At 69.9% G+C, this 16,329-nt stretch carries 15 protein-coding genes; 7 read left to right on the top strand and 8 right to left on the bottom strand.

All coding sequences use genetic code 11. From position 1 onward, the window contains the following. Nucleotides 1-222 precede the first annotated feature (222 nt). The 6 genes from ACW5EG_RS12540 to fusA all read right to left on the bottom strand — a co-directional run bounded on the left by ACW5EG_RS12540 (nt 223) and on the right by fusA (nt 5,286). Complete coding sequence (locus ACW5EG_RS12540) at nt 223-876, bottom strand: YybH family protein (RefSeq protein ID WP_457018652.1); 654 nt, start codon at nt 874-876, stop codon at nt 223-225. A gap of 122 nt (nt 877-998) precedes the next feature. Beyond that, nucleotides 999-1,430 (bottom strand): hypothetical protein, encoded by a 432-nt coding sequence (locus ACW5EG_RS12535; protein WP_457018653.1) that lies wholly within the window; start codon nt 1,428-1,430, stop codon nt 999-1,001. A 72-nt stretch (nt 1,431-1,502) separates the two neighbouring features. Further along, nucleotides 1,503-2,156 carry a tellurite resistance TerB family protein gene (locus ACW5EG_RS12530; RefSeq protein WP_457021669.1) on the bottom strand — a complete coding sequence of 218 codons (654 nt, stop codon included), beginning with the start codon at nt 2,154-2,156 and terminating at the stop codon, nt 1,503-1,505. 102 nt (nt 2,157-2,258) lie between these two features. Continuing rightward, nucleotides 2,259-2,654, bottom strand: a complete 396-nt coding sequence (locus ACW5EG_RS12525; RefSeq protein WP_457021667.1) for an HU family DNA-binding protein — start codon at nt 2,652-2,654, stop codon at nt 2,259-2,261. Between the two features lie 138 nt (nt 2,655-2,792). Further along, on the bottom strand, nt 2,793-3,212 hold the full coding sequence (locus tag ACW5EG_RS12520) for a DUF2784 domain-containing protein (RefSeq protein WP_457021665.1): 420 nt from the start codon (nt 3,210-3,212) through the stop codon (nt 2,793-2,795). A 10-nt stretch (nt 3,213-3,222) separates the two neighbouring features. Continuing rightward, complete coding sequence (gene fusA, locus ACW5EG_RS12515) at nt 3,223-5,286, bottom strand: elongation factor G (protein WP_457018657.1); 2,064 nt, start codon at nt 5,284-5,286, stop codon at nt 3,223-3,225. 485 nt (nt 5,287-5,771) lie between these two features. Here fusA and ACW5EG_RS12510 point away from each other — a divergent pair, with 485 nt between their 5' ends. The 3 genes from ACW5EG_RS12510 (at nt 5,772) to ACW5EG_RS12500 (ending at nt 7,747) form a co-directional block, all read left to right on the top strand. Beyond that, nucleotides 5,772-6,206 carry an OsmC family protein gene (locus ACW5EG_RS12510; RefSeq protein ID WP_457018658.1) on the top strand — a complete coding sequence of 145 codons (435 nt, stop codon included), beginning with the start codon at nt 5,772-5,774 and terminating at the stop codon, nt 6,204-6,206. Further along, complete coding sequence (locus ACW5EG_RS12505; RefSeq protein WP_457018659.1) at nt 6,199-6,885, top strand: alpha/beta fold hydrolase; 687 nt, start codon at nt 6,199-6,201, stop codon at nt 6,883-6,885. The genes ACW5EG_RS12510 and ACW5EG_RS12505 overlap by 8 nt, the downstream gene beginning before the upstream one ends. Nucleotides 6,886-6,991: 106 nt before the next feature. After that, nucleotides 6,992-7,747 carry a glycine zipper 2TM domain-containing protein gene (locus tag ACW5EG_RS12500; protein ID WP_457018660.1) on the top strand — a complete coding sequence of 252 codons (756 nt, stop codon included), beginning with the start codon at nt 6,992-6,994 and terminating at the stop codon, nt 7,745-7,747. Nucleotides 7,748-7,893: 146 nt separating this feature from the next. Here ACW5EG_RS12500 and ACW5EG_RS12495 read toward each other — a convergent pair whose 3' ends face one another. After that, complete coding sequence (locus ACW5EG_RS12495) at nt 7,894-8,778, bottom strand: PhzF family phenazine biosynthesis protein (protein WP_457018661.1); 885 nt, start codon at nt 8,776-8,778, stop codon at nt 7,894-7,896. 91 nt (nt 8,779-8,869) lie between these two features. On the opposite strand from ACW5EG_RS12495, the gene ACW5EG_RS12490 reads away from it, so the two are divergent. From ACW5EG_RS12490 to ACW5EG_RS12475, 4 genes are all read left to right on the top strand, one after another. Next, nucleotides 8,870-11,464, top strand: a complete 2,595-nt coding sequence (locus tag ACW5EG_RS12490; protein ID WP_457021663.1) for a bifunctional aspartate kinase/diaminopimelate decarboxylase — start codon at nt 8,870-8,872, stop codon at nt 11,462-11,464. Next, complete coding sequence (gene murL / locus ACW5EG_RS12485; RefSeq protein ID WP_457021661.1) at nt 11,461-12,858, top strand: UDP-N-acetyl-alpha-D-muramoyl-L-alanyl-L-glutamate epimerase; 1,398 nt, start codon at nt 11,461-11,463, stop codon at nt 12,856-12,858. Before ACW5EG_RS12490 ends, murL begins: the two co-directional genes overlap by 4 nt. Then, nucleotides 12,848-14,278 carry a UDP-N-acetylmuramoyl-L-alanine--D-glutamate ligase gene (murD, locus tag ACW5EG_RS12480; protein ID WP_457021816.1) on the top strand — a complete coding sequence of 477 codons (1,431 nt, stop codon included), beginning with the start codon at nt 12,848-12,850 and terminating at the stop codon, nt 14,276-14,278. The genes murL and murD overlap by 11 nt, the downstream gene beginning before the upstream one ends. A gap of 99 nt (nt 14,279-14,377) precedes the next feature. Beyond that, complete coding sequence (locus ACW5EG_RS12475) at nt 14,378-15,184, top strand: dienelactone hydrolase family protein (RefSeq protein WP_457021659.1); 807 nt, start codon at nt 14,378-14,380, stop codon at nt 15,182-15,184. Between the two features lie 135 nt (nt 15,185-15,319). Here the strand turns inward: ACW5EG_RS12475 and ACW5EG_RS12470 are convergent, their stop codons facing one another. Next, nucleotides 15,320-16,318, bottom strand: a complete 999-nt coding sequence (locus tag ACW5EG_RS12470; protein WP_457021657.1) for a polyprenyl synthetase family protein — start codon at nt 16,316-16,318, stop codon at nt 15,320-15,322. Nucleotides 16,319-16,329 lie beyond the last annotated feature (11 nt).

Below are 16,329 nucleotides of genomic sequence, written 5' to 3'. Positions count from 1 at the left end.
GCCGCGGTGCGGTGATGCGCCGATCCGTCATCGAACCCCGATCCGTCATCTCGAACGCAGTGAGAGATCTGCTTCACCGGGCAGGAGATTTCTCACCTCGTTCGAAATGACATCGATTCCATAGAGATGACATCGATATCCAGACGACATCGATAGCGAGACGACATCGGGGTCGTGCGATATGACCGTGCCGCCAGATCGCAATGGTCTGCCCACGCGCCTTCAGCGCGCGGCGTCGCGCAGGTCCACCGCGGCGATGCGCCAAGCGCGCTGGGCCGCGGTGGCGCCGTCGACCTGCGAGCGGCGCAGGGTATAGCGCCCCGCCTGGTGCTGGACGCTGCCGTCGGCGCGGCTGCTGGTGACCGTGACCGGCACTTCCACGTAGACCGAACCCGCCGCGCCTTCGGCCGGACGCGGTTCGCCGACGGTGAGTTCAATCGAGGTGGTGCCGGCGAACGTGGCTGCGAACTGTGCCGGCGTCTGCTCCGCGCCCTGGCCATCCGACCACGCGGCATGCGCGGCCGGGAAGTCGCGCGCGTTGATCGCGGCGTAGTAGCCGCGCAGCACGTCGCGTGGATCTTCCAGGCCGGACGTGGCTGGCGCCGGTGCTGCGGCGACACCCACGGCGCCGGGCGCGACCAGACCCGCCTCGGGGTTCTGTTCCAGCGGAGGCAGGCCGAAGCTGCCGTTGCCTGGAAGTGGCTCCGGTGGTGGCGGGGGCGGCGGCGATCCGGCCAGCGGCACTCCGCCGGGTCCAGGCGCAGCAGGCATGTCGGTGACCGAGCCCCCGGCCTGCTGTGGTCCAGGCAGCGGTGCGTCGGGCGCGACCTGGCCGCCCTGCGTCGGCTCGGGCTCACCGCAGCCGGCAAGCGCCATCAGCGTTGCCAGACAGAGCCATCGTGCGGCAACAGGGACGATATGGCGAAGGCGGCGTGGCATCGGCAGGATCACGTGCGAACGGGAGGGGAAGTGTGCCAGCGACGCCCGCATGCACCGCGTCAGCTCGGATCCCGCAGTGCGTGGCGTCGCGGCTGCAGCCAGGCCAGCAGCACGCCGAGCAACAGCATGCTGGTGGTGCCCAGGGCGGCCTGCCGCGCGATGAAGCCTGCTGGCAGCGGCTGCGCGGCGTAAGCCAGCAGGCAGCCCGGTACCGCTGCCGCCAGCGCCATCGCAAGGCCGAAACGCAAGCCCTGCCGCAATGTGTGCCGCTCCTGCACGAACCCCTGGCTGAAGATCCAGGTCATCGCGAAGCCGAGCAGGGCGTGCGCCAGCAGTACCCAAGGCAACTGGCGCGCGCCGTCGCGGGCATCGCGGTACTCGTGCGCAAGCGCTGCATAGTCCGGCGCCAGCAGCACGCCGTGGATCAGGAACGACAGCAGCAGCGCAGTGAACGAGACCACGGTGCCGCAGATCCAGAACCGCTTGTCCATCGTGCGATGTCCCGTTGGCGATGCGGGGATGCTACCCGGTGACGGATGCAGATGCCGGTGAGGCGCGCCGCGTCAGAGGGCCGCGCTGCGGTATTCCTGCTCCAGCCGCTGCTTCAGTGCGTCCTCGAGCCCAAGCTGGCGCGCAAGCTCGTCCAGGTAGGCGCGCTCCATGAAGTTCTGTGCGTCGGCCGCGACGAGGCTGGCGAGGTACATCTCCGATGCGATCTCGGGCGTGGACGCGGCACGCGCCACCTCGGCCGGATCCAGCGGCTTGTCGAGTTCGGCCTTGAGCCAGCGCTGCACTTCCGCGCCCGGCGCAATGCGCGCGAATTCGCCTTCGATCACCTCGCGCTCGCGCGCGTCGATATGGCCGTCGGCCTTGGCGGCTGCGACCAGGGCCCGCAGGATCGCCTCGCCGTGGACGCTGGCCTGCGGCGGCGGCAGGCGGTCGACGGTTTCCGGCTGCACCGGCGCGCCCTGCTGCGCGCGGTAGTCGCCATAGGCGCGATAGGCCATCACGCCCAGCGCCGCCAGGCCGCCATAGGTCGCGAGCTTGCGCGTGGCCTTGTTGCGGCCCAGCAGCAGCCCCAGCGCGCCACCGCTCATCGCGCCCTTGCCGAAATCGGAGCCGAGCATGCCGCCCAGTCCGCCGCGGCCGTCCTTGCCGGAGAGCGTGGTCGGTGCCGCCGACTTGAGCAGCTGGTCGAGGAATCCGTTGAGGCTCATGGTCGGGCGTCCGTTGGGGGATGGACGCATGCTACCCGCACAAATGGAAACGGGACGGCAATCGCCGTCCCGTTTCCGTGTCCTGCTTCGAAGGTGCCGGGATCAGCCCGCGGCGTCCTTGAGCTTCTTCAGCGGACGCACCTTGACCTTCACCGAGGCGGGCTTGGCGGCGAACCACTGCTCTTCCTTGGTGAACGGGTTGATGCCCTTGCGCTTGGGCTTGGCAGGCACGCTGACCGCGCTGAACTTGGCCACGCCCGGCAGGGTGAAGCTGCCGGTGCCCTTCTTGTTGAGCGAGCCGTGGATCGCGCCTTCGAGCGAACCGAGCACGGCGCGGACGTCTTTCGCGGCGAGGCTGGTGGCTTCAGCGATGTGCGCGATCAGGCCCGACTTGGTCAGGGCTTCCTTGATCGCCTTGGGTGCGGTCGCCTTGGCGGCCGGCTTGGCAGCCTTCTTGGGAGCTGCCGCCTTCTTGGTCGGAGCCTTCTTCTTTGCCATGGGTCTGTGTTCCCTCGTCTGTGTCTGTGTGGTCTGCGTTCTGTTCTGGCCGAACGTGCCGGCAGGCGCAATGTAGGGCATCCGCAACGCCCCGCCAATAGGAAACCACGAAAAAACTGCGGCGATCGTGCTGTCGCGTCAGCGGTCGCGGGCCTCGCGCGCGGGCCGGCGCAGCGGTGGCCAGCGCCACCAGCAGGCCAGGACGATCGCGGCGAAGACGGAATAGGCCAGCACGAACAGCCACCAGGGGGCCTCGAAGAAGATCAGTCGCGACAGCCAGTGCTGGATGAAGGATCCGCCGTAAGTGTCCTGTCCGGCACGGATTCGCAGCGCCTGTTCCCAACTGGTGAGCGGGCACAACTGACCGAACCAGGCTTGCAGTGCGATCACCAGCATCAGCGCCAGGTGCGTGCCGCGCAGCGCGAAGCTGCGCACCCAGCGCCAGCCGAGCGGGCCACCCGCCAGGATCGCCAGCGTGCCCAGCACCACGAACCCCACCACGCCCGCGTGCAGGGCAAGGATCGCGTCGGCGAGCGCGGCGGCGATGTGCGGCGACATCCCGGCGCGCTCAGTCGTCGTCGTGGCGCGGCGAATACGCCGCCACTAGCGCCTGCTGCACCTGCGCCGGCACCGCTTCGTAATGACTCTGTTCCAGGGTATAGCGTCCGCGGCCGGCGGTGATCGACTTGAGCTCCGCGGCATAGCCCTCCAGCTCCGACAGCGGCACCTGCGCGCTGACCGCGATCTCGCCGTTGCCGGTGGCGTCGGTGCCGTTGATGCGCGCGCGCTTGCCGGCGAGGCTGCCGCTGATGTCGCCCATGGCGCTTTCCGGCGCGTGCACCGCCAGGTCGACGATCGGCTCGAGCACCTGCGGCCTGGCCTTGCCGATCGCATCGAGGAAGGCCTTTCTGCCGGCGGCCACAAACGCGACCTCCTTGCTGTCGACCGGATGATGCTTGCCGTCGTGCACGATCACGCGCAGGTCCTGCATGGGATGGCCCGAGATCGCGCCAGAGTGCAGCACCTGGCGCACGCCCTTCTCCACGGCCGGCAGGAACTGCCCGGGGATCACGCCACCCTTGACCGCGTCGACGAACTCGAACCCGGCACCGCGCGGCAGCGGCTCGACCCGCAGCGAGACCTCGCCGAACTGGCCGGCGCCGCCGGTCTGCTTCTTGTGGCGGTGGTGCCCTTCGGCAGCGCTGGCGATCGTTTCGCGATAGGCGATGCGCGGCGCGCGCGTGTCCACGTCCACGCCGAAACGCTCCTTCAGCCGCTCCAGGTTGATGCGCAGGTGCAGGTCGGACAGGCCGCGGATCACCGTCTCGTTGGTTTCCTCCTCGTGCTCGACCTGGAAGCAGGGATCCTCCTCGGCGAGCCGCTGCAGCGCGGTCGCCAGCTTCTGTTCCTGGCCGCGGCTGCCGGCCACGACCGCCAGGCCGAACATCGGCTTGGGGAACGCGACCGGCGCGAGGTGGATGTGGTCCTCGTCGTGGCTGTCGTGCAGCACCGCGTCCACATGCAGGTCCTCGACCTTGGCGACCGCGGCGATGTCGCCCGGGACCGCGTGGTCGATCTCCACGTGCTCGCGCCCGTGCAGCCTGAAAAGATGGGCGACCTTGAACGGTTTGCGCCCGTCGTCGACGAACAGCTGCGCGTCCCTGCGCACCGTGCCCTGGTAGACGCGGAACACGCCGAGCTTGCCGACGAAGGGGTCGTGCACGATGCGGAACACGTCGGCGACAACGTGCGCGTCGGGATCGGGCGTGGTCGTGATCGGCCGTGCACCGGCGCCGCCGCCCTTCAAGAATGGCGGCGGATTGGCTTCGCCCGGATGCGGGAACAGGTGGCCGACCACGTCCAGCAGCTCACCGATCCCGACGCCACTGCGCGCCGAGCAGAAGCACACCGGCACCAGGTGGCCTTCGCGCAGGCACTGCTCGAAGGCGCCATGCAGTTCGTCGCCGGACAGGCCCGCCTCGCCGAGGTCGAGGTAGTGGTCCATCACCGTTTCGTTGATCTCGACCACCTGGTCGAGGATCCGGCGGTGCCAGTCCGCGACCTGGCCCAGGTCGCTGTCGCCGTCCACCTGGCCGAAGCAGTCGACCACCCGCGTGCCGCCGCCGGCGGGAAGATTGACCGGCAGCACTTGCGGGCCGAAGGCTTCGCGCAGCCGCTCGAGCACGCGCCCGGGATCGGCACCTTCGGCATCGATGCGGTTGACCACGATGGCGCGGCACAGGCCGCGCTCCCCGGCGCGCGCCATCATCCGCCGCGTGCCGTACTCCACGCCGCCGGCGGCATCGACCACCAGCAGCGCGGTCTCCACGACCGCAAGCGCCGACAGCGCCGGGCCGCGGAAATCCGGATAGCCGGGCAGATCGATCAGATTGAGGTGGAAGGACTCGCCGCTGCCGGTGTGGTGGTCGATGCTGGCGATGGCGGCGTCCACGGAGTGGCCGCGTTGCTTCTCGATCGGGTCGAAGTCGGACACGGTGCTGCCGCGTTCGATGCTGCCTGCCGTCTGGATTGCGCCGCCGGCATGCAGCAGGGCTTCGAACAGGGTGGTCTTGCCGGCGCCGGGGTGGCCTGCGAGGGCCACGTTGCGGATCTGCTGTGTCGAGTGGGGCATGGTGCCGTTTCCTCCCTGTCGTGACGACGCGCCGGTGGCCGGCGCGGGGCGCGCGGACCGGCAACGCGGAGGAACCGGCGCACATCTCCGGAACCCTGCGGGCGGTCCGCATGGCGCCGTCATGGCTGTCCGCGGGAGGAACGCTGCCGTTCGAGCGTTCGCTCGAGGGCGGTCATGGCGGGAGCACACCTTAGCGCGTCGCCAAGCGCGGGGCGCGTTGCGACGCAGCAAGCCGGCCCGGGCGGGATTTCTCCCTTCGGTCGAAATGACAGGCGAGAGTCGAAATGACAGGCGGGAGTCGAAATGACAGGCGGGAGTCGAGAACGGCAGGTGGGAGTCACGCTGCAGCACCAGCGTGATTCCGGCTGAAATCCACTTGTCATTTCGACCGAAGGGAGAAATCTCCTTCCAACGCCACGACCTTACGCGGAGGTAACGCGCCGCTGCGTACGCTGCCTGCTTTCCCCCGAACAAGGAGCAAGACGATGGGTATCTCCCGCAAGGCAAGCGCCCACTGGGAAGGCGACTTCAAGACCGGCAAGGGCAGCCTGAGCACGCCCGCCAGTGGCCTGCTCGACGGCACGCGCTACGGGTTCAACAGCCGCTTCGGCGACGAGAAGGGCACCAATCCCGAGGAGCTGATCGCGGCCGCGCATGCCGGCTGCTTCACCATGGCGCTGTCGGCCAAGCTCACCGAGGCCGGGCATCCGCCGCAGTCGCTCGACGGCAGCGCCGAGGTCGATCTGTCGATGGAAGGCGGCCCGTCGCTGAGCGCGATCCGGCTGAAGATGAAGGCAAAGGTGCCTGGGCTGGACGAGGCGAAGTTCCGCGAAATCGCCGAGGACGCCAAGCAGAACTGCCCGGTCTCACGCGCGCTGAGCGCAGTGCCGATCACGCTGGAGGCCGAATTGCTTGGGTGAACCGCTACGTTCGGTTCTGATGGTCCACGGCGGCGGCGGTGGCGGCTGGGAGTGGGTCATGTGGCAGGGCGTGTTCGAAGCCGCGCGCCTGCAGGTGAATGCGCCCGACCTGCAGGCTTCGCCGCGCGGCCTGTCCGAAACCCGGTTTGATGACTACGCCGCCCAGGTCCGCATGGGCCTGGAAGCGCTGCCGCGTCCGCGCGCGGTGGTCGGCGCCAGCCTCGGCGGCCTGCTGGCCGCGGTGTGCGCTGATGCGGCCGATGCCGCGGTGCTGGTCAATCCGCTGCCGCCCGCGCCCTGGCACGCCCAATTGCCGCATCGCGACTGGCCCGACGTCGTGCCCTGGCAGCGCGATGCGCGCCTGACCGGCACCCGGCGCGCGCTGCCCGATGCCGACGAAGCCACCGCGCTGTTCGCGTTCCGGCACTGGCGCGATGAAAGCGGGCGGGCGATGCGCGAGGCGTACGCCGGTATTACGGTGGCGCGGCCGGCCTGTCCCCTGCTGTGCATCGTTTCGATGGTCGACGACGACGTGCCTCCGGCGCTGACCGCGGCGTTCGCCGGTGACTGGGATGCGTCGCTGCTGCGCGCGCAGGCGGTGAGCCACGTCGGTCCGCTGCTCGGGCGCGGCGCCGCCGACTGTGCCGCGCAGGCACTGACCTGGCTGTCGGCGCGGTAAATGACCTGCCGTGGTCGTGTGGCAAGCGCTTTCGATTCAGCCCTGCGTTAGCGGTGCGCGCCTAGCGTGTCCAAGCGCCTCCAGTTCCGGCGCGGGGAGCTCCACGATGAAGCCCATGGCCATTGCGCTTGCCGTCGCGCTGGTGCTGTCAGGCGGCACTGCGTCCGCACAAGTCCACGATGATCGCTACGGCCCGGCGCCGTATGGCGACTACAGCGACCGCTCCGGCAGCGACCGGCATGAAGCCGATCAGCTGCGTGGCTCCGACCTTCCCGTGCAGCAGGATCGCTACGCGCAAGGCGAATACGACTGGGCACGCGTACTGCGGGTGGACCCGGTGTTCGACGGCCGCAGCCGGCCGGTACAGGCGCAGCGCCACTGCCAGACGCGCCGCGACGGCTACGTGTCGAGCGATCCCTATCGCGGTGACGATTATTACGACGACGGGCGCTACGCCAGCGACGGATACGGCGACCGCTACGGCCAGACACGGCGCGACGACAACGGGCGCATGGTCGCGACCGTGATCGGCGGCATCGCCGGCGCGGTGCTCGGCAGCAAGGTCGGCAACGGCAGCGGACGCTATGTCGGTACGGCGGTTGGCTCGATGGTCGGCGGCATGGCCGGACGCGGCATCTATGACGCCAACCGCGAACGCGATGCCTACGTCACCGTCTGCGAACCGGATCCATACCGCGGCGACGGCATGGGCGGATACGACACCTACGGGCGCGATGCCCAGGACCAGGCCGTCGATCGCTACGACGTGATCTACGAATATGCGGGGCGGGAGTACACCACCCGCACCAGCTATCACCCCGGCGATCGCATCCGGGTGCGGGTGGACGTGCGCGCGGAATAAGCGGTGCCATTGCGGCGCAAGATGCAGGGGCCTTCGGGCCCCTGTTGCGTTGCGCGGCCGCTTGCGAAAGTCGCTGACGGTCCTGCTTCTACTGCCTCACCGGAAAAGGAAACAAGGGGGACGTCCTCGCCGGCGCGCGCCGGCGGCTACCAGCGGATCACCCCGTCGATCACGGTCTGCACGCGGCCGCCGGACCAGACATCGCCGGCCTCGTCGACCTGCAGTTCGATGATCGCGTCGAAGCCGACCTCGCGGCCCTGGCTGATGCGGTAGCTGCCGTCGGATCCGGGCAGGGCGTCGCGCGACGCCAGCCATGCGGCCAGCGTGGCATTGGCCGCACCGGAGGCCGCGTCCTCGAAGCAGGCCGTCTGTCCCACCCAGGCGCGCACCGCCAGCGCATAGTCGCTGCTGTCGCTGCTGTCGCTGCGTGCGAACGCGCACAGACCCATGCTGTCGGTCGCATGCGCCAGGCGTTCGATCGCGGCCCAGTCCGGCGCTGCGCCGCGCAGTGCGACTTCGCTGGCGAGTTCGGCCAGCCACCAGCGGCGGCCGCCGTCGACCAGCGCCTGCGGCAGCGCACCTGTCGCCAGCCCGGTCATGGCGTCGCGCAGCTGCGGATGGTCGGCGCCGGCGACTTCGACGATGCGCGCGCGCGGCGTGCGCACCGCGATCGTGCGCGACGCGCCCTCGCCCCGCACGCGCAGCGGCAGTTCGCCGGCGATCCCGGCCTGCACCAGCAGGCCGTCGCGCGGCGTTGCCAGCCCGGCCTGCAGCACCGCGTGCGCGGTGCCGACGCTGGGATGCCCGGCGAAGGGCACCTCGCGACGCGGGCTGAAAATGCGGATGCCGTAGCTGGCTTCAGGCGTTGGCGCGGGGAAGACGAAGGTGGTCTCGGGCAGCCGCGTCCAGCGTGCGATCGCCTGCATGCCCTCGTCGTCGAGTCCGCTCGCGTCGAGCACCACGCCGAGCGGATTGCCGGCGCCGGGGCGGTCGGCAAAGACGTCGAGCTGCAGGTAACGGCGATCGGGCATGCGGAGCTGGCCTGTGGTCCGGGTAGAATTCGCGTTTGCCATCCGCGCGCGCGGATGGGGCCGCCCGTTATACCGGAATCCATTCGTCCCCATGCCATCTCCTTCGACCGGCACGCCCTGGTTCGTGCTCAAGTTCGGCGGCACTTCGGTGTCGCAACGCCATCGCTGGGACACCATCGGCGAGTTGGCGCGCAAACGCGCGGAGGAATGCGGCGGCCGCGTGCTGGTCGTGGTATCGGCGCTTTCGGGTGTAACCAACGAACTGACCGCGATTGCCGATGGCGCCGCGGACAGCGTCGCGCGCGTCGATGCGCTGGTCGCGCGTCACCGCGCCTTCGTGCAGGAACTCGAACTCGATCCCGACACGGTGCTGGGTGAGCGCCTCGATGCGCTGCGTGGACTGCTGTCGGACGCGCGCGCCGGTATGCGTCCGCTCGGCTGGCAGGCCGAAGTGTTGGCGCAGGGCGAACTGCTGTCCTCGACCCTGGGCGCAGCCTATCTGCGATCCCGGGGCCTGGATTTCGGCTGGACCGATGCGCGCGGCTGGCTCGATGCGATCGAACTGCCCAACCAGAGCGACTGGGGCCGGCGCCTGTCGGTGTCCTGCCGACGCGAGGTGGACGACGACTGGCGCACGCGCTTCGCCGCGCAGCCGTCGCGCCTGCTGCTCACCCAGGGCTTCATCGCCCGCCATGGCGACGGCGGCACCGCCGTGCTCGGCCGCGGTGGTTCGGACACGTCGGCGGCGCTGTTCGGTGGCCTGCTGCGCGCGCGCTGCGTGGAAATCTGGACCGACGTGCCGGGCATGTTCACCGCCAATCCGCGCGAAGTGCCCGACGCGCGCCTGCTCACGCGCCTGGACTATGCCGAGGCGCAGGAAATCGCGACCACCGGCGCCAAGGTGCTGCATCCGCGCTCGCTGGGCCCGTGCCGGGTGAGCGGCGTGCCGATGGCGATCCTCGACACCGAACGCCCGCACCTGCCGGGCACGCGCATCGACGGCGATGCCGCCCCAGTGCCGGGGGTCAAGGCGATCAGCCGCCGCAACGGCATCGTGCTGGTGTCGATGGAAACGGTGGGCATGTGGCAGTCGGTCGGCTTCCTCGCCGACATCTTCGAGCGCTTCCGCCGTCATGGCCTGTCGGTGGACCTGATCGGCTCGGCCGAGACCAACGTGACCGTCTCGCTCGACTCCAGCGAAAACCTGGTCAGCACTGACGTGCTGGCGCGCCTGTCCGAAGACCTGGCGCAGATCTGCCGGGTCAAGGTGATCGCGCCCTGCGCGGCGATCACCCTGGTGGGCCTTGGCATGCGCTCGCTGCTGCACAAGCTCTCCGATGTCTGGGCGACGTTCGGGCGCGAGCGCGTGCACCTGATCTCGCAGTCGTCAAACGACCTCAACCTCACCTTCGTGATCGACGAGGTCGATGCCGACGGCCTGCTGCCGATCCTGCACGCAGAGCTGATCGATTCGGGCGCGATGCCGGTCTACGAGACTGCGGTGTTCGGCCCGCGGTGGAAGGACATCCTCGGCACCGCGCGGCCGCGGCCGGTGCCGTGGTGGCGCGGCGCGCGCGAGCAGTTGCTGGCGCTGGCCGGGAGCGGCACGCCGCGCTATGTCTACCACCTGCCGACGGTGCGCGAGCGCGCCCGCCAGCTGCTGGCGGTGGACGCAGTCGACCGGCGCTACTACGCGATCAAGGCCAATTCGCACCCGGCGATCCTGCGTGCGATCGCGGCCGAGGGCTTCGGCCTGGAGTGCGTGTCGCTGGGCGAAGTGGAGCACGTGTTCGACAGCGTGCCCGGCTTCGATCCGGCGCGTGTGCTGTTCACGCCCAGCTTCGCGCCGATCGACGAATACGCGCAGGCCTTCGCGCGCGGCATCACGGTCACGGTCGACAACTGCGAGCTGTTGCAGCGCTGGCCCGAGGTGTTCCGGGGGCGCGACCTGTGGCTGCGCATCGACCTCGGCCATGGCGACGGCCACCACGAGAAGGTCACCACCGGCGGCAAGGCTTCGAAGTTCGGCCTGGCGGCGGGCCGGGTGGAGGAGTTCGACGTACTGGCGCGCGCGCTGGACGTGCGCATCACCGGCCTGCATGCGCACCTGGGCAGCGGCGTGGAGACGCGCGAGCACTGGCGGCAGATGGTCGACGAGATGGCCGGCTTCGCCCGCCGAATCGGCACGGTGGAGGTGTTGGACATCGGTGGTGGCCTGCCGATTCCCTATGCGGCCGATGACGAGCCCTTCGACCTGGAGGACTGGGACGCAGGCCTGGCCGAGGTCAAGGCGGTGCATCCGGGTTTCCAGCTCGCGATCGAGCCAGGCCGTTTCATGGTCGCCGAGGCCGGCGTGCTGCTCGCCCATTGCAGCCAGGTGGTGGAGAAGGATGGCGTGCATCGCGTCGGCATGGACGCGGGCATGAACGCGCTGATCCGGCCGGCGCTGTATGACGCTTGGCACGACATCGTGAACCTGTCGCGGATCGAGGATGCGGACGCGCGCGATTTCGACGTGGTCGGGCCGATCTGCGAATCCAGCGACATCTTTGGCCATCGCGTGAAGCTGCCGGAGGCCACCGTGCCGGGCGACGTGATGCTGGTGGCCGACGCCGGCGCCTACGGTTACACCATGGCCAGCACCTACAACCTGCGGGCCCTGCCGGTCGAGGACATCATCGAATGAGCCAGTGGGTTTTCCAGCGCGACGCGATCCGCGCCTTCCGCTTCGTGCGCTGCGGCTTCGATGCGGCCAGCGGCGTCGCACAGCTGGTCTATGCCTTCGACGACGGGCCGGAGCTGGTCGAGACCGTGACCGTGCCGGGCGCGCCGTTCGAGCTCGACGGCGCGCGCGCTGCAGCCGCGGAGCGCGCGCTGCAGCTGCTGCACCTGGTCGCCGGCGTGAGCTACTACAAGGCGGCGGTGCCGCCGGAGATCCGCATCGAGTCCTACGCCATCGATGCGGCCACGGCCGAACTGCTGCAGGAGGTCTACGTCCACGGCCTTGGCGAATTCGCCTATCGCAACGGTCTGGACCTGCACGACAGGATCAGCTTCCCCGCGGAGAAGCCCTCCCCTTCAAGGGGAGGGTTGGGTGGGGATGGTGTCCTCATCGACGACCTGCGCCACCACGCCCTCGTAGCCATCGGCGGCGGCAAGGATTCGCTGGTCAGCATCGAGGCGCTGCGCGTGCTCGGCGTCGAGCAGACCATCACCTGGATCGGCGGCTCGCAGCTGATCCGCGCCTGCGCCGAGCGCACCGGCCTGCCGACGCTCAACATCGGCCGCCAGCTGGCGCCGGAACTGTTCGACTACAACCGCCAGGGCGCGTGGAACGGCCACATCCCGGTGACCGCGGTGAACTCGGCGATCCTGGCCTTTGCCGCGATCGTGCTGGGCGTGGACCAGGTGGTGTTCTCCAACGAGCGCTCGGCCAGCTACGGCAGCCTGATCCTCGCGCCGGATGGAAGCATCACCGGCGAGGTGAACCACCAGTGGTCCAAGGGCTGGGCGTTCGAACAGGCCTTTGCCGCGCACTTGCGCTCGCACGTGGCCGGGGAACTGCGCTACTACTCGCTGCTGCGGCCGCTGAGCGAGCTGGCGGTGGCGCGCCAGTTCGCGAAAATCGACCGCTACGACGCGCACTTCTCAAGCTGCAACCGCAATTTCCACCTGCTCGGCGAGCGCCCGGTCAACCGCTGGTGCGGCGTGTGCCCGAAGTGCCACTTCGTGTTCCTGGCGCTGGCGCCGTTCATGCCCAAGCCGCGGCTGGTTGGCATCTTTGGCCGGAACCTGCTCGACGATCTGGCGCAGGTAGCCGGTTACGACGCGCTGCTGGAGTATCGCGACCACAAGCCGTTCGAATGCGTGGGTGAAGGCCGTGAATCGCGCGCCGCGATGGCTGCGTTGGCGGCGCGCCCGGAGTGGCGCGAGGACGCGATCGTGGCCAGGTTCGCGCGCGAGATCGCGCCGCAGCTGGGCGACGACGAGGTCGACGTCGAAGCCCTGCTGGTCGTCGACGACGAGCACGGCATCCCCGCGCCGCTGTGGGAGCGCCTGCGTGCGCGCCTTGCCGCCTGAGATCGCCGCGCTTGCCGGCAAGCGCGTTGCGCTGTGGGGCTGGGGTCGCGAGGGGCGGGCGGCATATGCGGCGCTGCGCGCAGTGCCCGCACGGGAAACGGGCAATGGGGAATCGGAACAACGGTTTCCTGCTTGGCTGACCCTGTTCTGCACCAGCGCGGAAGCGGAAGACGCGCGGGCGCTGGGCGATCCCGGGCTGGCGGTCGAGACCGAGGCGAGCGCCGAACGGCTGTCGGCCTTTGATATCGTGATCAAGTCGCCTGGCATCAGCGCGTACCGGCCCGAGGTGCTCGCGGCCGCAACGCAGGGCACGCGCTTCATCGGCGGCACCGCGCTGTGGTTCGCCGCGCGCCCGGATGCGCGCACGGTCTGCGTGACCGGCACCAAGGGCAAGAGCACGACCTCGGCGCTGCTGGCGCACCTGCTGCGCGCCGGCGGCCATCGCACTGCGCTGACCGGCAACATCGGCCAGCCGCTGCTGGAGCTGCTCGATGGCGACGCAGCGTACTGGGTGGTCGAACTCTCCAGCTACCAAACCCGCGACGTGGCCGCGAGCGGCGTGCGCCCGGACGTGGCGCTGGTGACCAACATCTTCCCCGAGCACCTGGACTGGCACGGCGGACAGGCGCGCTACGTCGAGGACAAGCTGGCGCTGGTGACCGAAGGGCATCCGCGCGTTGCCGTACTCAATGCCGCCGATCCGACCCTGGCGGCACTTGGCGGCGGCCTGGCCGAAAGCCAGGTGCATTGGTTCGGCGACGAAGCCGGCTGGCACCTGCGCGGCGACGCGCTGTGGCGCGGCGAGCGACAAGTGCTCGATACGCGCACGCTGCCGCTGCCGGGCCGGCACAACCGCGGCAACCTGTGCGGCGTGCTGGCCGCGATCGAGACGCTGGGCCTGGACGCGGAGGCGCTCGCGCCGCATGCCGCCAGCTTCCGGCCGCTGCCGCACCGGCTGCAGAGCCTGGGCACGCGCGACGGGGTCGAGTTCGTCAACGATTCGATCAGCACTACGCCGCACGCCAGCCTGGCGGCACTGGACGTGTTCGCCGGGCGCAGGGTCGCGATCCTGGTGGGCGGCCACGACCGCGGCCTGGACTGGAGCGGATTCGCCGCCGCCATGCGGCAGCGGCCCCCGGCGGTGATCGTGACCATGGGCCAGAACGGGCCGCGCATCCATGCGCTGCTGGAGGATGCGGCCGTGGCTGCGGGCTTCGCTCTGCATGCGGCCGACGACCTGGCCGCAGCCGTGGCGGCAGCGAAGGTCGCGCTGGAAGGCGAGGGCGTGGTCCTGCTCTCGCCCGGCGCGCCGAGCTTCGGCGCCTACCGCGATTACGCCGAGCGCGGGCGCCACTTCGCCGCGCTGGCGGGATTCGATCCGGCCGCGATCACGGCGATCCAGGGGATCGGCATCGCCTGAAGGCGCGTGCCCAACACTGCGTCGGCCGACCCCGACGCCCCACACGCCCACCCACGCCGTACTGCGCTAGGCTGCCGGCTTCCCGCACGGAGTCCGCCCATGTACCGTTCCGTCACCCTCTCCGCACTGCTTGCAGCCGCGCTGTACGCGGCCCCAGCTGCGGCCGCAATGAAGGCCGAGCCGCTGGAATGGAAAGTGGGCGAGGACAGCTTCAGCGGCTGGCTGGTCTACGACGATGAAGACGACGACCTGCGTCCCGGCCTGGTGATGGTGCCCAACTGGATGGGCGTCACCGACGATGCGCTGGAGCGCGCGAAGGCCGTTGCCGGCGACGATTACGTGGTGCTGGTGGCCGACGTCTACGGCAAGGACAACCGGCCCGCCGACAGCAGCCAGGCCGGCAAGCTCGCCGGCAGCCTGCGCGGCGAGGACCGCGGGCCGCTGCGCGCGCGCATGCAGGGCGCGGTCGACACGCTCAAGGCGCAGGCGGGCAAGGCACCGCTGGATGCGGGCCGGATCGGCGCCTTCGGTTTCTGTTTCGGCGGCTCGGCGGTCCTGGAGCTGGCGCGCAGTGGCACCGACGTGGCCGGCGTGGTCAGCCTGCACGGTGGCCTGGCCCCGGGCGCACAGTCGAAGACCGTCGCGCGCATCAGCGCACCGGTGTTGGTGCTCAACGGCGCCAACGACACCGCGGTCGACGATGCGCAGATCCTGGCCTTCGAGCAGGAAATGGATGCGGCTGGCGCGGACTGGCAGTTCGTCAATTTCAGCGGCGCGGTGCACTGCTTCGCCGAGCCCTCCGCCGGCAGCGATCCGGCCAGCAACTGCCGCTACGACGCACGCGCGTCGCGGCGTGCGTATCGGATGATGGATGGCTTTTTCGAGGAAGTGTTCGGACAGGATTGAGGCGGAGCGGGTTACGGGTCGATCAAAGGCCCGGAGGTGATGATCGCGGCTGAAGCCGCTCCCACAGGGCATCGATCCATGCTTCGCTTCCGCTGTAGGAGCGGCTTCAGCCGCGATCAGGAACAACGAGCCTGCTCAATACCCCCGATCCACCGCATACCGCGCCAGCCCGCGCAGCGCGGCCATCGCCTCGTTCTCCGGCAGGCGGGCCAGCGCGGCCTCCGCGGCCGCCGCATAGTCGCGCGCCCGGTTGCGGCTGTATTCCAGGCTGCCGGCCGCTTCGATCGCGGCCAGCACCTCCGGCATCGCGCCGGTGTCGCCCTGCTCGATCACCGTGCGCAGGCGCGCACGGGTGGCATCGTCGGCCCGGGTCATGGCATGGATCAGGGGCAGGGTCGCCTTGCCCTCGGCCAGGTCGTCGCCCAGGTTCTTGCCCAGCGCGGCGGCGTCGCCGCTGTAGTCGAGCACGTCGTCGGCGATCTGGAAGGCATAACCGAGCTGCATGCCGTAGTCGTACAGCGCCTGCTGGGTGGCCTCGTCAGCGCCCGAGGCCAGTGCGCCCAAGCGCGTGCCGGCGGCGAACAGCACCGCGGTCTTGCGCTCGATCACGCCCAGGTAGGCGGCCTCGTCGGTGTCGGGGTTGTGCACATGCAGCAACTGCAGCACCTCGCCTTCGGCGATGCGGTTGGTGGTGTCGGCCAGCAGCTGCATCACCGCCATGCTGTCGAGTTCGACCATCAGCTGGAAGCTGCGCGAGTACAGGAAATCGCCCACCAGCACACTGGGCGCGTTGCCCCACAGCGCGTTGGCGGTGCGGCGCCCGCGGCGCAAGTCCGATTCGTCGACCACGTCGTCGTGCAGCAGGGTCGAGGTGTGGATGAACTCGATGATCGCCGCCAGCTGGTGGTGGCGCGCCTCGACCGTCCCGGTGGCGCGGCCGGCCAGGGCCACCAGCATCGGCCGCAGGCGCTTGCCGCCGGCCGACACGATGTGTTCGGCGATCTGGTTGATCAGGACCACGTCCGAGGCCAGCCGGCGGCGGATCAGGGCGTCGATCGCGGCCATGTCGGCGGCGGCGAGCGCCTGGATGGCGGGCAGGTCGAGTCCGGGCGCGGCGGGGGCAGGGGCGTCCATGGACGGTCCGT

The sequence above is a fragment of the Luteimonas sp. A611 genome, assembly GCF_054072715.1.
The sequence above is the reverse complement of the archived record's forward strand: the minus strand, read 5'-3'. Positions and strand labels throughout refer to the sequence as shown.